The organism is Sphaerotilus mobilis, from assembly GCF_004216565.1.
GTDB lineage: Bacteria > Pseudomonadota > Gammaproteobacteria > Burkholderiales > Burkholderiaceae_C > Sphaerotilus > Sphaerotilus mobilis.
In genome coordinates, this window is the sequence record NZ_SGWV01000009.1 from 605122 (window position 1) to 616604 (window position 11483).

Annotated in this window: 14 protein-coding genes; 7 read left to right on the top strand and 7 right to left on the bottom strand. The window is 72.3% G+C overall.

Features of this window, described 5'->3' with window-relative positions:
• Window positions 1-485: 485 nt before the first annotated feature.
• The 3 genes from EV685_RS12025 to EV685_RS12035 are packed head-to-tail and all read right to left on the bottom strand — an operon-like array spanning window position 486 to window position 3055.
• Window positions 486-1967, bottom strand: coding sequence for an ATP-binding protein (locus EV685_RS12025; RefSeq protein ID WP_207224810.1), 1482 nt, complete (start codon window positions 1965-1967; stop codon window positions 486-488).
• Window positions 1964-2635 carry a response regulator gene (locus EV685_RS12030; RefSeq protein ID WP_130482243.1) on the bottom strand — a complete coding sequence of 224 codons (672 nt, stop codon included), beginning with the start codon at window positions 2633-2635 and terminating at the stop codon, window positions 1964-1966. Before EV685_RS12030 ends, EV685_RS12025 begins: the two co-directional genes overlap by 4 nt.
• A gap of 51 nt (window positions 2636-2686) precedes the next feature.
• Window positions 2687-3055, bottom strand: coding sequence for a PepSY domain-containing protein (locus tag EV685_RS12035; protein ID WP_242615546.1), 369 nt, complete (start codon window positions 3053-3055; stop codon window positions 2687-2689).
• Window positions 3056-3178: 123 nt separating this feature from the next.
• On the opposite strand from EV685_RS12035, the gene EV685_RS12040 reads away from it, so the two are divergent.
• The 3 genes from EV685_RS12040 to EV685_RS12050 are packed head-to-tail and all read left to right on the top strand — an operon-like array spanning window position 3179 to window position 4949.
• Window positions 3179-3601, top strand: coding sequence for a DUF1924 domain-containing protein (locus EV685_RS12040; RefSeq protein ID WP_130482244.1), 423 nt, complete (start codon window positions 3179-3181; stop codon window positions 3599-3601).
• A gap of 14 nt (window positions 3602-3615) precedes the next feature.
• Window positions 3616-4125 carry a diheme cytochrome c gene (locus tag EV685_RS12045; protein WP_130482245.1) on the top strand — a complete coding sequence of 170 codons (510 nt, stop codon included), beginning with the start codon at window positions 3616-3618 and terminating at the stop codon, window positions 4123-4125.
• A gap of 44 nt (window positions 4126-4169) precedes the next feature.
• Window positions 4170-4949 carry a cytochrome b/b6 domain-containing protein gene (locus tag EV685_RS12050; RefSeq protein WP_130482246.1) on the top strand — a complete coding sequence of 260 codons (780 nt, stop codon included), beginning with the start codon at window positions 4170-4172 and terminating at the stop codon, window positions 4947-4949.
• 39 nt (window positions 4950-4988) lie between these two features.
• Here EV685_RS12050 and EV685_RS12055 read toward each other — a convergent pair whose 3' ends face one another.
• The 3 genes from EV685_RS12055 to EV685_RS12065 form a co-directional block, all read right to left on the bottom strand.
• Window positions 4989-6293 (bottom strand): cytochrome-c peroxidase, encoded by a 1305-nt coding sequence (locus EV685_RS12055; protein WP_130482247.1) that lies wholly within the window; start codon window positions 6291-6293, stop codon window positions 4989-4991.
• A complete protein-coding gene (locus EV685_RS12060) occupies window positions 6283-6645 on the bottom strand; it encodes a hypothetical protein (RefSeq protein WP_130482248.1) in 363 nt (120 codons plus the stop codon). Before EV685_RS12060 ends, EV685_RS12055 begins: the two co-directional genes overlap by 11 nt.
• Window positions 6646-6710: 65 nt before the next feature.
• Window positions 6711-7562: an amidohydrolase family protein gene (locus EV685_RS12065; protein ID WP_130482249.1), complete on the bottom strand. Its 852-nt coding sequence runs from the start codon at window positions 7560-7562 to the stop codon at window positions 6711-6713.
• A gap of 171 nt (window positions 7563-7733) precedes the next feature.
• Between EV685_RS12065 and EV685_RS12070 the strand changes: the two genes are divergently transcribed.
• The gene (locus EV685_RS12070; protein WP_130482250.1) at window positions 7734-8165 is read left to right on the top strand and encodes a tetratricopeptide repeat protein; all 432 of its coding nucleotides are present in this window, start codon (window positions 7734-7736) and stop codon (window positions 8163-8165) included.
• Between the two features lie 36 nt (window positions 8166-8201).
• Here EV685_RS12070 and EV685_RS12075 read toward each other — a convergent pair whose 3' ends face one another.
• The gene (locus EV685_RS12075; protein ID WP_130482251.1) at window positions 8202-9041 is read right to left on the bottom strand and encodes an SIR2 family NAD-dependent protein deacylase; all 840 of its coding nucleotides are present in this window, start codon (window positions 9039-9041) and stop codon (window positions 8202-8204) included.
• A gap of 244 nt (window positions 9042-9285) precedes the next feature.
• Between EV685_RS12075 and EV685_RS12080 the strand changes: the two genes are divergently transcribed.
• From EV685_RS12080 to EV685_RS12090, 3 genes are read left to right on the top strand one after another with little or no spacing between them, the layout of a single operon-like run.
• The gene (locus EV685_RS12080; protein WP_130482252.1) at window positions 9286-9735 is read left to right on the top strand and encodes a hypothetical protein; all 450 of its coding nucleotides are present in this window, start codon (window positions 9286-9288) and stop codon (window positions 9733-9735) included.
• 49 nt (window positions 9736-9784) lie between these two features.
• Window positions 9785-10153, top strand: coding sequence for a YciI family protein (locus EV685_RS12085; RefSeq protein ID WP_130482253.1), 369 nt, complete (start codon window positions 9785-9787; stop codon window positions 10151-10153).
• The gene (locus tag EV685_RS12090) at window positions 10150-11367 is read left to right on the top strand and encodes an RNA polymerase sigma factor (protein WP_130482254.1); all 1218 of its coding nucleotides are present in this window, start codon (window positions 10150-10152) and stop codon (window positions 11365-11367) included. The genes EV685_RS12085 and EV685_RS12090 overlap by 4 nt, the downstream gene beginning before the upstream one ends.
• Window positions 11368-11483: the final 116 nt, after the last annotated feature.

Consider the following 11483-nt stretch of genomic DNA (forward strand, 5'->3'; position numbering starts at 1 on the left):
TCGGTGCGTGTTGCTGGGTCGGCAACGGTGGGCCACCGATGTCATGTTCGATGGGACATGCGCCGTGTTCATCGAGGCCGCCAGGCCTTGGATCGAGCCGTCACCTTCACCCGTCTGAGACGCCGCCATGGTCGGACGGCGACACCGCCCCGATCGGACACACCGCCCGGTAGGTCGGACACCCCGTGTCCGACGGGCTGGTGCCGATGGGCCTGTTCACCAACAACCCCGTTTGAACGCGCCCATCAGATGGCCTTGGGCACCTTCGGCCGAAAGCCCCAACGCGGCTGCGGCCACGAGCCCGTCGGACACGGGGTGTCCGACCTACCGGGTGGTGTGGACGCGGCGGCCGGTGCGCGTTGCCGTCGGACCCGGGGTGTCCGACCTTCCGGTTGGCGTGAACGCTGCGGCCGGTGCGTGTTGCCGTCGGACCCGGGGTGCCCGATCGACCGGGCGGTGTGAACCCGGCGACCAGCACGCCTTGCTCAGCCCGGCAGGCCCGGGGCGCCTGGCAAGAACACCGTCACCCGCAGGCCGCCCAGTGGGCTGGTGGACAGTGTCAGTTCGCCGCCGTACAGGGCGACCGATTCGCGCACGATGGCCAGGCCCAGGCCGTGGCCGGGGACTTGTTCGTCGGCGCGCACGCCGCGTTGCAGGACGGCCTCGCGCTGGGCGGCGTCCAGGCCGGGGCCGTCGTCGTCGACCTGCAGGCGCAGCCGCCCGGACGTGTCCCAGGCGGCGTCGATGACGACCCGCTGGCGGGCCCACTTGCAGGCGTTGTCGATCAGGTTGCCGAGCAGCTCCTGCAGGTCCTGCGGTTCGCCCAGGAAGGCCAACTCGGGCGGGTCGGCGTCCCAGTCGATGCGCAGCTCGCGGGCCTGATGGACACGCGCCATGACCCGGACCAGGCCATCGACCTGCGGCGCGACCGGCGTGCGCAGCCCGCTGCCACCGGCCAGCGCGGCGCTGCGGGCGCGGGCGAGGTGCCAGTCGACCTGACGGCGGGCGGTGTCGACCTGTTCGGCGACATGGCGGGCCAGCTCGCCGAGCGGGCCGTCGGCGGCCGCATGCGGCGCAGCCTGGTTGGCCAGAACGGCCAGCGGCGTCTTGACCGCATGGGCGAGGTTGCCGGCCTGGCTGCGGGCCCGGGCGATCCATTGCGACTGCCGTTCGAGCACCTGGTTGAAGTCGTCGATCAGCGGCTGGACCTCGGCCGGAAACGCCGCGCCAGCGTCGGGTGCGACCAGGCGTTGCTGGCGGCCGTCGCGCAGCTCGGCCAGTGCGCGCTGCAGGCCGCGCAAGGGCGCCAGGCCCAGCCGCACCTGGGCCAGCGCCGCCAGCATCAGCAGCAGGCCGAGCAGCGCCAGCGAGGCCGCCAGGCTGCCGATGAAGGGCCGGGTGGCGGCGTCGACCTCGGCTGCGTCGACCGCCACGATCAGGCGCCAGTGCGGCGTTGTGGCCAGCGTCGATGTGATCGGGTCCGGCCGGTCGACGTCCTCGTTGACCGGCACCGCATCGGGCGGCACGACCACCCGTTCGAGCACGATCAGCGCCGGCTCGAACGGGCCGGCGACGCGGTGCGCATGCAGCTCGCCCGGCGCGGGCGTGTCATCGGGCAAGGTCAGGGCGCTGTCCCACAGCGAGCGCGAGCGCGCCGCGCCGCGCCGCTCGGCCGTGTCGACCTGCCAGTACAGGCCGCTGGACGGACGCCGCCAGCGCGGGTCGAGCAGCGCACTGGCGTCGACCTGCGGGCTGCCGTCGGGGCTGCGTTCGACATGGCCGGTCAGCTGGTCGAGGTGCAGGCGCAGCATGGCCTCGGTCTGGCGTTCGACATGGCGGGCGAACAGCGCCGACAGGCCCCAGCCGGCCAGCAGCAAGGCGACACAGATGCCGGCCAGCGTCAGCGCCAGCAGGCGGGCGCGCAGCGAATCGCGCAAACGTCCGATGACCGACAGGCCCGTGTTCATCGGCCTTCCGGCGCGCCTTCAAGCCGGTAGCCGAGGCCGCGCACGGTCTCGATCAGGCCGGGCGGCAGCTTCTTGCGCAGCCGGCCGATGAAGACCTCGATGGTGTTGGAGTCGCGGTCGCTGTCCTGCGCGTAGAGGTGCTCGGTCAGCTCGGTGCGCGAGACCACCTGGCCGGCCCGGTGCATCAGGTAGGCCAGCAGCTTGTACTCGTGGCTGGTCAGCGTGACCGGCATGCCATCGATGGTGACCCGGCCGCTGCGGGTGTCCAGCGCGACGGGACCGCTGTGCAGCGTCGGGCTGGCCAGCCCGTTGGCGCGGCGGATCAGGGCCCGCACGCGGGCCAGCAGCTCTTCCATGTGGAAGGGCTTGGCGAGGTAGTCGTCGGCCCCGGCGTCGATGCCGGCGACCTTGTCGTGCCAGTGGTCACGCGCGGTCAGGATCAGCACCGGCAGCGTGCGAGCGGCGCTGCGCCAGCGCCTCAGCACGCTCAGGCCGTCGATCAGCGGCAGGCCTAGGTCCAGCACGGCGGCGTCGTAGGTCTCGACCTCGCCCAGGTGCTGGCCCTCGCGGCCATCGGCGGCGTGGTCGACCGTGTAGCCGGCCTCGGCCAGTGCGGCGCGCAGCTGCTGCGCCAGCGCGGCGTCGTCTTCGACCAGCAGGATCTTCATCGTTCGGGACTCGTGGTTGGGAGGGCGCGATCGATCTTGCCGCAGCGCCGCTCAACGGTCTTTTGCATGGCGCAAGGGTTCGGCGGTGCGGGCATCCAGCCTGACCTTGGTGACGCGGCCGTCGGCCTGCAGGAGCTTGATCTCGTAGTGCCAGCGGCCGCGGCGCTCCTCCAGCTCGACCTCCAACACCTGCGGCGCGGCCTGGCCGGCTGGCTGCTGGCGCTCCAGCGCCTCCAGCACCTTGCGCAGCGGCAGCACCTGACCGCTGGCCACGGCGGCGCGGGCGCGGTCATGGTCGTCATCGGCGCGGGCCGGCGGGGCGAGGCCGGTCAGGCACAGGGCGACGGCCAGGACGCCAAGGGCCGCAACAGTCGGGCGGTGGCAAAAGGGCAGGTGGCAGAAGGGCAGGTGGCAAGGCATGGGGCACCGATGCTGCGCAAGGGGCGATGAATCTCGCATGAATGCGGCCTTCAGGGTGGGTACAGCGGGGGTTCTCGAAGATGCCGTCCATCCCCTCATGCAGCCTGACCCAGGAGTCCCGACATGCAGATCTCCCGCACCCTTGCCCGCACCGGCCAGGTCTGGCTCGCCAGCCTGTGCCTGAGCGCCGGCCTGGTCGCCCCGGCCCTTGCCGGCGACACGACGCCCGCCGCTGAGCTGGCCCGCTGGAACCAGGCCGCCGGCACGCCCGGACAGGCCGGCCGCGGTGAGGCTTTCTTCAACGCCACGCACGGCGGCGAGTGGTCCTGCGCCAGCTGCCACGGCAAGCCGCCGACGGCCACCGGCAAGCACGCCAGCACCGGCAAGGCGATCCAGCCGCTCGCCCCGGCAAAGAACGCCGAGCGCTTCACCGACGTCGCCAAGTCCGACAAGTGGTTCAAGCGCAACTGCAAGGACGTGCTCTCGCGCGAGTGCACCGCCGCCGAGAAGGCCGACGTGATGGCCTACCTGGTCAGCCTGAAGTGAAACGGAGCCCCGCCATGACCCACCCAGACCGCCTGAGCATCCGCCGCACACGGCTCACATCGGCCACCTTGCTGACGGCGCTGACAGCGGCCGGCTGGTTGGCCTTCGCCACGCCGGCTCTGGCCGACGGCAACCTGCTGCCGCGCACGCCGCTGAAGGCCTATGACGCCGAGTGCACGGCCTGCCACATCGCCTTCCCGCCGGCGCTGCTGCCGGCCGGGTCCTGGACCCGGCTGATGGGCCGGCTCGACAACCACTACGGCAGCGACGCCGGGCTCGACCCCAAGACCACCGCCGAGATCAGCGCCTGGCTGCAACGCGAAGCCGGCACCGGCAAGCGCGCCCGCAGCGAACCGCCGGAGGACCGCATCACGCGCGCGGCCTGGTTCGAGCGCAAGCACGACGAGATCCGTGCCGACATCTGGAAACGCGCCTCGATCAAGAGCCCGGCCAACTGCGCCGCCTGCCACCAAGGTGCCGAACGCGGCGACTACGACGAAGACTCGGTGCGCATCCCGCGCTGAGCACGTCCGCATCGTCCACAGGACCCACAGGACATCCACGCCCCATGAACACCACCGCACACCCCGCCGACCTCGGCCGCGCCGCCGCGCCCGCCGCCGCGCCTGCCGGCACCCGCACGCTGCGCCAGCGCCTGGTCACCGATGCGCCGACGCGCATGTTCCACGCCCTGTTCGCGCTCAGCTTCCTGGGTGCCTACCTGACCTCCGAGGGCGAGAAGCTGCGCGCCCTGCACGTCACGCTCGGCTACACGATGGCCGGCCTGCTGGTCGCCCGCGTGCTGTGGGGCCTGTTCGGCCCGCGCCACGCACGGCTCGCGCCGATGGTGCGCAAGCTCGCGGGCGTGCGTGGCTGGTTCGACCAGGCACGGCGCCATGCCCGCCCGGACCAGGTCCCGCGCAGCCACTGGGCGCTCGGCGCCAGCCTGGCAATGTCGGCCGCGCTGCTGGCGCTGATGGCCTTCGTCGTGCCGCTGACGGCCAGCGGCTGGTCGGTCTACAACGACGTCGGCGGCGAGTGGCTGGAGGGCGTGCACGAGTTCTTCGGCAACGGCCTGCTGCTGCTGGTGCTGGCGCACCTGGGCCTGCTCGCGCTGGGCATCTGGCTGCGCCGCCGCAACCTGGCCATGCCGATGCTGAGCGGTCGTCAGGAAGGCGCTGGCCCGGATCTGGTCAAGCGCCCGCTGCGCGGTGTCGCGGCGCTGGTGTTGGTCGCCGTGCTGGCCTGGTGGACCTGGGCCTGGCTGGACTCGCCCAAGGGCCTGATCCCGCCGGGCGCGATCACGCAGCTGCTGCAGGACGGCGGCTCGCACGATGAGGACGACTGACGACTGACGCCGGACGTTCCGGCCATCAGATCGTCAGGCTCATCGCGTGAGCCTGTCACCGCAGCCCGCAACCGCTTCGGGTTCGACCGGCATCGGCAGGCGCCGCGCCGCCGGGTCGTCGAGCGTGCGCAGGAAGGCGATCACGTCGGCGCGCTGGGCGGCGTTCCAGCCCAAGGGGCGCAGCAGCTCGCTGCCATCGGCGTGCAGGCGTTCGAGGTCCAGGTCGGCGTAGTGCCGCAGCATGTCGTCCAGGCTCGCGACCGAACCGTCGTGTGTGTAGGGCGGCGTGGCCGCGACATTGCGCAGCGAGGGGATGCGGAACTCGCCCAGATTGCGCGGCTGGGCCCGCAAGGCCCGGGTGGTGAGGGCCGGATCGGCAGCGGTGGCAGCGGCTGATCCGTTGGTCGGCGGGTGTTGCGCCCAGGGACCGGTCAAGGTGTAGGGACTGGCCCGCAGCGCGTCGATGCCGGCCTCGCGGCCACGGTCGACCACACCGGGCGCGCTGAAGTGCGGCCGGCCGATGTCGGCGAACTCGCCATGGCTCAAGCGCGGCCCGCCGTGGCACACGGTGCAGCCGCCCTCGCCGATGAACAGGCGCAGACCGCGCCGGGCAGCGGCCGGGTAAGCCGCCTCGGCCGGCCCATCGCCACGCAGTCGGGCATCGCGGAAATCGTCGAAGGCGGTGCGGCCGGACACCAGCGTCGCCAGCCAGGCGCCCATGGCCTGCGCCACCTGCACCAGCGTGCGCTCGGCCGCAGCGGGCGTGCCGGCATCCGGCGGCGTGCCGAACACCGCGCGGTGGCGGCAGGCCAGCTCGGCATCGGCGGCGATCTGCTTGGCGACATGGGTGGGCGTGGCGGCCATCTCGCGCGCATCGAGCAAGGGCCGTATGGCCTGCGACCAGAGGCTGTCGGCCGCGCCGTCCCAGCCCTGCCAGCGCTGCAGGCCGGCATTCCACAAGGACGGCGCATGGCGCGCCAGCACGACCCGGCCGACCGAGCGCGGCAGTCCGTCGGCCAGCGCCTGCGCGGGCTGGTGGCAGTCGATGCAGGCCAGCGAGCCATCGCCCGACAGGCGCCGGTCGGCGAACAGGCGACGGCCCAGCGCGATCGCGTCGGGCCGGCCGGACACCGGGTTGCCGGCATCGCGCGGCGTGGCGGGTGGCCAGGGTCCGAGCGTGCGCAAGGCGGCCAGCTCCAGCGCCGCCTCGGCGTCGGCCAGCTCCGCCCGGCTTGCTGCGGCGGCGAGGCCGGTCGACAGCGACAACGCCAGCGCCAGGGCCAGGGCCAGCGCGACGGCCAGGGTCGCCAGCGTCCCGCGCACCCGGCGGGCCTCAGTCGACATCGACCGACCGCACCAGGCGCTGCGGCGACTGGGCCGGCCCCAGGTCGAACAGCAGCCGCCAACGACCGGGCATGTGCAGCAGCAGGCCGTCGGCGCGGTAGCGGCCCGGGGCGGTCTGGCGCAGCTGGACGCGGTAGTTCAGGCCATGCCGATGCGCCGGCATGTCGGCCTCGACCTGCAGCAGCGCAGCCGCCGTGCCGCACAGCTCGATGTCCAGGCCGAAGGGCTCGCCCACCGGCAGCGGCCAGACCGTCGGCGCATGGGCCAGCTGCAGGCCGTTGGCCGCGATCACCGCCCGGCCGGGCTGCGGCAGCGTGTCGCCGCAGGCGGCCCGCGCCGGCAGGGCCGTCACCCCCAGCAAGACCCCCAGCCAGACCCCCAGCCTGACCGCCCACCCTGGTGTCGATCGTGGCGGCGTCATGCCACCCCGCGCAGCAGCGACTCGGCGTTGCGCCAGCCGATCGCCTCGGCCTGGGCCGGCCGCAGCGACGCCAGCCAGCGGCGCGAACGCTCGGCGTGGTCGCCGATGACGTGCCAGCGTTCAGGCGTGAAGGTGTCGGTGCCGATGACGAAGCGGGTGCTGAACTCGTCGAAGGCCTCGCGCCAGGCCGGCTCGATGCGATCGCCGTCGGCATGGTCGCCACGGAAGGCCAGGTCACACCACAGGCGCGGATGGCGTCGCAGCATCGCGCGCACCGATTCGGGCCGCTCGAAGCCGGAATGGGCCCACAGCACGCGCGCCTCGGGCCACAGGGCGAACAGGCGCTCGACCGCGTCGATGTCCGAATGCGCATGCAGGATCAGGCCGTGCTCGCGCGCCAGCGCGACCAGCCGGCGCGGCACCGGCAGCGCGGCTTCCTCGCCATAGAGGTGGAACTCGCCCAGGCCAACGTAGCGATGGCGCGCCAGGCGTTGCTCGACGTAGTCGACGATCAGCGGCTCGCGCACCCAGGTGGCGACATCCGCCCGGGTCCGGTAGGGGCGCAGCTGCGGCACGATCAGGTCGGGCGCGGCGGCGGCCAGCAGCTGCGTGCCACGGTCGTCCGACGACGACACGAAGGCCCCGCGCAGCCCGGCGGCCCGCAACATTGCCACCGCCTGCTGCGGCGGCAGCAGCTCGACCGCGTCGTGGCTGTAGTGGATGTGGGCATCGAACAGCGGCATCGCGGCGCCGGCGGCACGGGCCGGGTGGGCGAGGAGGCCCAGCGGAGACAGCGCGGCCCCGGCCAGCAGGGCATGGAAGCGGCGGCGGGAAGTGGAGGCTGACATGGCGGACCTGTCTCGGTGATCACACAACACTGCACACAGCAGGGCGCCCGCAGCGGACGCGCGGTGATTGTGCGCAGCAGCGCCCGCCGCGTGCATCGGTGCGGCCACGAGCCCGCACGGCTGGCTGGAACAATTCGCCCTCACCCCGGCCCCTTGTGAACGAGACCCCCCATGCGCCCCTGGATCGCCCTTGCCCTGTCGACGCTGATCAACCTGTGCTGCTGGCCTGCCGCACACGCCGCAGAGCCGGTGCCGGCGGGCGAATCCGTGGCGGTCCTGCAAGGTCAGGCGGACCAGGGCGACCGCTCCGCCCGCACCCGCCTGGCCCGCCGCTACGAGACCGGCGAGGGCGTGCCGCAGGACGTGGGCAAGGCCGCCCAGCTCTACGAACAGGCGGCGCACCTGGGCGACCCCGATGCCCAGTTCGCGCTGGCGGCGATGTTCCGCGAGGGCCGTGGCGTCGAGCAGGACCGGCTGTTCAGCCTCGTCTGGCTGCGCAAGGCCGCCACCAATGGCCACCCGCAAGCCCGCGCCATGGTCGGCTTGCCGCCGCTCGTGCCGCCGCCCGTGCCACCCGCGCCGGCCGCAGCGGCCAGCCGCTGAAGCCGCTGAAGCCGCTGAAGCCCCACGTCCGGGCGCTCAGCCCGATCGGCCGGGCAACAGGGCGTCGATCGCCCGCAGGCCGGCCAGCGCGCCCATCGGCAAGCCCACGTCATCGGACAAGGCCACGGCCGACTCGCGCGGGTTGATCCGCACCAGCCGGCCGCCATGCCGGGTCACCACCCGCTGGCCGAAATGCCGCACCGACGGGATGTGCGTGCCCGCGCCCAGTTCCACCACCACCGGATGCCGCACGCCGGCCAGCCAGTCTTCCAGCCGCTCGGCCTGGGCCTCGAACTCGCGCTCGATCCACGCGCTGTCGCCAAACATCAGGATCGCCGGCCGCGCCAGCGCGCCGCAGTGCGGGCAAGTCGGCAAGGGTCCACGCCAGCGGCAAGCCGCCTCGTCGATGTCGGGCACCAGCCCGTCGGCCGACCAGGTCGCCAGCGAACAGGGGCGCGAGCACTGCAAGCGCCCGATCGCGCCGTGGCATTCATGGATCTGCGCCGGATCGACGCCCGCCCGCTGAAACTGCCCGTCGACGTTGCTGGTGTAGACAAACGCCCCGCCTGCCATCGCCGCCGCCCAACGCCGCAGGATCGCGAAGCCGTCATGCGGCACCGTGCGCCGATACAGCGCCAGCCGATGCCCGTAGAACCCCCAGGCCAGGGCCGGATCGCGCCGAAAGGTCTCCGGCGACGCCACCTCGGTGAATCGCAGGCCGCTTGCCCCCAGCGCCGGATACGCCCGCCAGAACCCACTGTCACCCCGGAAGTCCGGCAAGCCCGAATCGACCCCCATGCCCGCACCCGCCGCGATGACCAGGGCGTTTGCCTGAGCGATGAGGTCGGCGGCACGGGAGATGGACAGATCGGTCATGACAGGCGCTTCGGCAAGGAGGTGCTGGCGATGTTGTCATGCGAGGCGGCGGCGAGGAACCGGCCCCGGCAGACGCCAGACCGAGCGAGGTTGGCGGGGTGGGGTGGGCGGTGGGCGGTCCGGCGCGCGCGTTTTTTCTGGGTCGTCGATGTCGAAATCGACCCGGCCCGGGTGTCATCCCCATGAGCAGCGAGAAGAGGAGCCATTCCGGCGCCTCGTCGCTGTCTCCTTGAAGGAGCGACACATGACGGCATACACACTCGACCCGCGCGGCATTCGCGCGCCTGCCTGGCTTTGGGCCATGGCCGCCCTTGGCGTGCTGTGGAATCTGTACGGCATCTATCAGTTCGTGGGCACGCTCACACCGGAGGGCCGGTCGGCCATGGCGGCTGGCATGACGGCGGCGCAGGCGCAGATCTATTTTTCGCTGCCGGGCTGGATGACGGCTGGCTTTGCCGTCGGCGTCTTCGGGGGCTTGCTCGGGTCGATGGCTCTGCTCGTCCGCCCGGGCATGGCCCTGCCGGTCCTGGCCACGTCGCTGGCAGGCTATGTCGCGCTGTTTGCCGGCGACGTGCACTTCGGCGTCTTTGACGCCTTGCCGGGGCAGCTCGCGATCCTCGTGCTCGTCTTGGTTGTCGCCGCGGTCTTGTTCGCGACCGCTTGGGTGGCACGCGCGCGCGCCCTGCCCCGCTGAAACCACCATCCGATCCGCTACGCTTTTCAAATCACTGAGGACCGACACCATGCAATACATGCTGCTTTTGAACGAGACCGAGAGCGAATTCGCCAAGCGCAACGATCCGGAACTGGCCGCCGGCTACTGGGGCGGCTGGAACGCCTTCATCGGGGCGATGGCGCAGGCAGGCGTCATCGTCAAGGGCGACGGCCTGCAGGGGCCTCACATGGCCACCACCGTGCGCATCCGCGACGGCAAGCGCGTCGTGCAGGACGGCCCGTTTGCCGACACCAAGGAGCAACTCGGCGGCTATTTCGTCATCGAGGTGCCCGACCTCGACGCGGCGCTGGCGTGGGCGGCGCGGGCGCCTTCGGCCGCCAGCGCCTCGGTCGAGGTGCGGCCGGTGTTGCCGCCGATGGCGCCGCCCAGCGCGTGAGCGCACGACAGGCCGCCGAACAGGCGGCACGTCAGGCCTACGGCCGGCTGCTGGCCCTGCTGGTGGGCCGGTCGCGCGACATCGCAGCCTCCGAGGACGCGCTGTCGGAAGCCTTCCTCGCAGCGCTGCGGACCTGGCCCGACGATGGCGTGCCGGCCAATCCGCAAGCGTGGCTGCTGACGGCCGCGCGCAACAGCCTGCACAACATGCGCCGTCACCAGGGCGTGGTCGACGCCTCGGCGATCGATCTGGCCATCCTCCAGGACGAGGCCGAGCCGGAGGCGTCCGACCTGCCGGATGACCGGCTCAGGCTGTTGTTCGTCTGCGCCCATCCGGCCATCGACGCGGCTGTACGCACGCCGCTGATGCTGCAGACGGTCCTGGGGCTGGACGCCGGCCAGATCGCTGCGGCGTTCCTCGTCGCGCCGGCCACGATGGGTCAGCGGCTGGTGCGCGCCAAGGCCAAGATCCGCGATGCCGGCCTGCGCTTTGAACTGCCTGGCGCCGAAGACATGCCGGACCGGCTGGACGACGTGCTCGCCGCGATCTATGCCGCCTACGGCACCAGCTGGGACGCGGTGCCCGGTGCCGACACCGGACAGCAGGGCTTGATCGGCGAGGCGATCTTCTTGAGTCGCCTGCTGGTTGCCCTGCTGCCCGACCAGCCCGAAGCGCGAGGTCTGCTCGCGCTGATGCTGTACTGCGAAGCCCGTCGACCCGCTCGCCGGGCGGCCGACGGCGCCTTTGTGCCGCTCAAGCACCAGGACGCACGCCTGTGGCGCCGCGACCTGATCATCGAAGCCGAGGCGCATCTCACCACCGCTGCGCAACGCGGGGTCTTCGGCCGTTACCAGTGCGAAGCGGCCATCCAGTCGGTTCATGTGCAGACCCCGATCACGGGCCGCACGAACCACGAGGCGCTGGCCACCCTCTACCGCCTGCTCGCGCAGCACAGCCCGACCGTGGGCGTGTTCGTGGCCCAGGCTGCCGCCCTGCTTGAGGCAGGCGATGCGACCGGCGCGGGCTTGCTGCTCTCGCGCCTGGCGCCGGGTGATGTCTCGACCTATCAGCCCTACTGGGTCACGTTGGCGCGGGTGGCCGCCGCCACGGGCCAACATGCCGTCGCACAAGAGGCCCATGAACGCGCCGTCGGCTTGACGGAGGACCCGACGATCCGGGCCTACCTGCTCGCCAGCGTCCGTCCGGCGGATTGATCCCGGCATCGATCACGGCGCCCACGCCCGCATGACGGTTGCTGGCGACCGACACGGGGCGTCGCCGCCCGCATGCACGTGCAAGCTCACCGAAACGCGCCGTATCCATCGGCCCT

What these genes read in the sequence shown, in the direction of transcription:
- EV685_RS12075 (WP_130482251.1), bottom strand. Translation starts at nt 9,041, where the DNA reads ATGACCGATCTGTCCATCTCCCGTGCCGCCGACCTCATCGCTCAGGCA.
- EV685_RS12030 (WP_130482243.1), bottom strand. Translation starts at nt 2,635, where the DNA reads ATGAAGATCCTGCTGGTCGAAGACGACGCCGCGCTGGCGCAGCAGCTG.
- EV685_RS12050 (WP_130482246.1), top strand. Translation starts at nt 4,170, where the DNA reads ATGAACACCACCGCACACCCCGCCGACCTCGGCCGCGCCGCCGCGCCC.
- EV685_RS12055 (WP_130482247.1), bottom strand. Translation starts at nt 6,293, where the DNA reads ATGTCGACTGAGGCCCGCCGGGTGCGCGGGACGCTGGCGACCCTGGCC.
- EV685_RS12045 (WP_130482245.1), top strand. Translation starts at nt 3,616, where the DNA reads ATGACCCACCCAGACCGCCTGAGCATCCGCCGCACACGGCTCACATCG.
- EV685_RS12065 (WP_130482249.1), bottom strand. Translation starts at nt 7,562, where the DNA reads ATGTCAGCCTCCACTTCCCGCCGCCGCTTCCATGCCCTGCTGGCCGGG.
- EV685_RS12040 (WP_130482244.1), top strand. Translation starts at nt 3,179, where the DNA reads ATGCAGATCTCCCGCACCCTTGCCCGCACCGGCCAGGTCTGGCTCGCC.
- EV685_RS12070 (WP_130482250.1), top strand. Translation starts at nt 7,734, where the DNA reads ATGCGCCCCTGGATCGCCCTTGCCCTGTCGACGCTGATCAACCTGTGC.
- EV685_RS12025 (WP_207224810.1), bottom strand. Translation starts at nt 1,967, where the DNA reads ATGAACACGGGCCTGTCGGTCATCGGACGTTTGCGCGATTCGCTGCGC.
- EV685_RS12085 (WP_130482253.1), top strand. Translation starts at nt 9,785, where the DNA reads ATGCAATACATGCTGCTTTTGAACGAGACCGAGAGCGAATTCGCCAAG.
- EV685_RS12080 (WP_130482252.1), top strand. Translation starts at nt 9,286, where the DNA reads ATGACGGCATACACACTCGACCCGCGCGGCATTCGCGCGCCTGCCTGG.
- EV685_RS12035 (WP_242615546.1), bottom strand. Translation starts at nt 3,055, where the DNA reads ATGCCTTGCCACCTGCCCTTCTGCCACCTGCCCTTTTGCCACCGCCCG.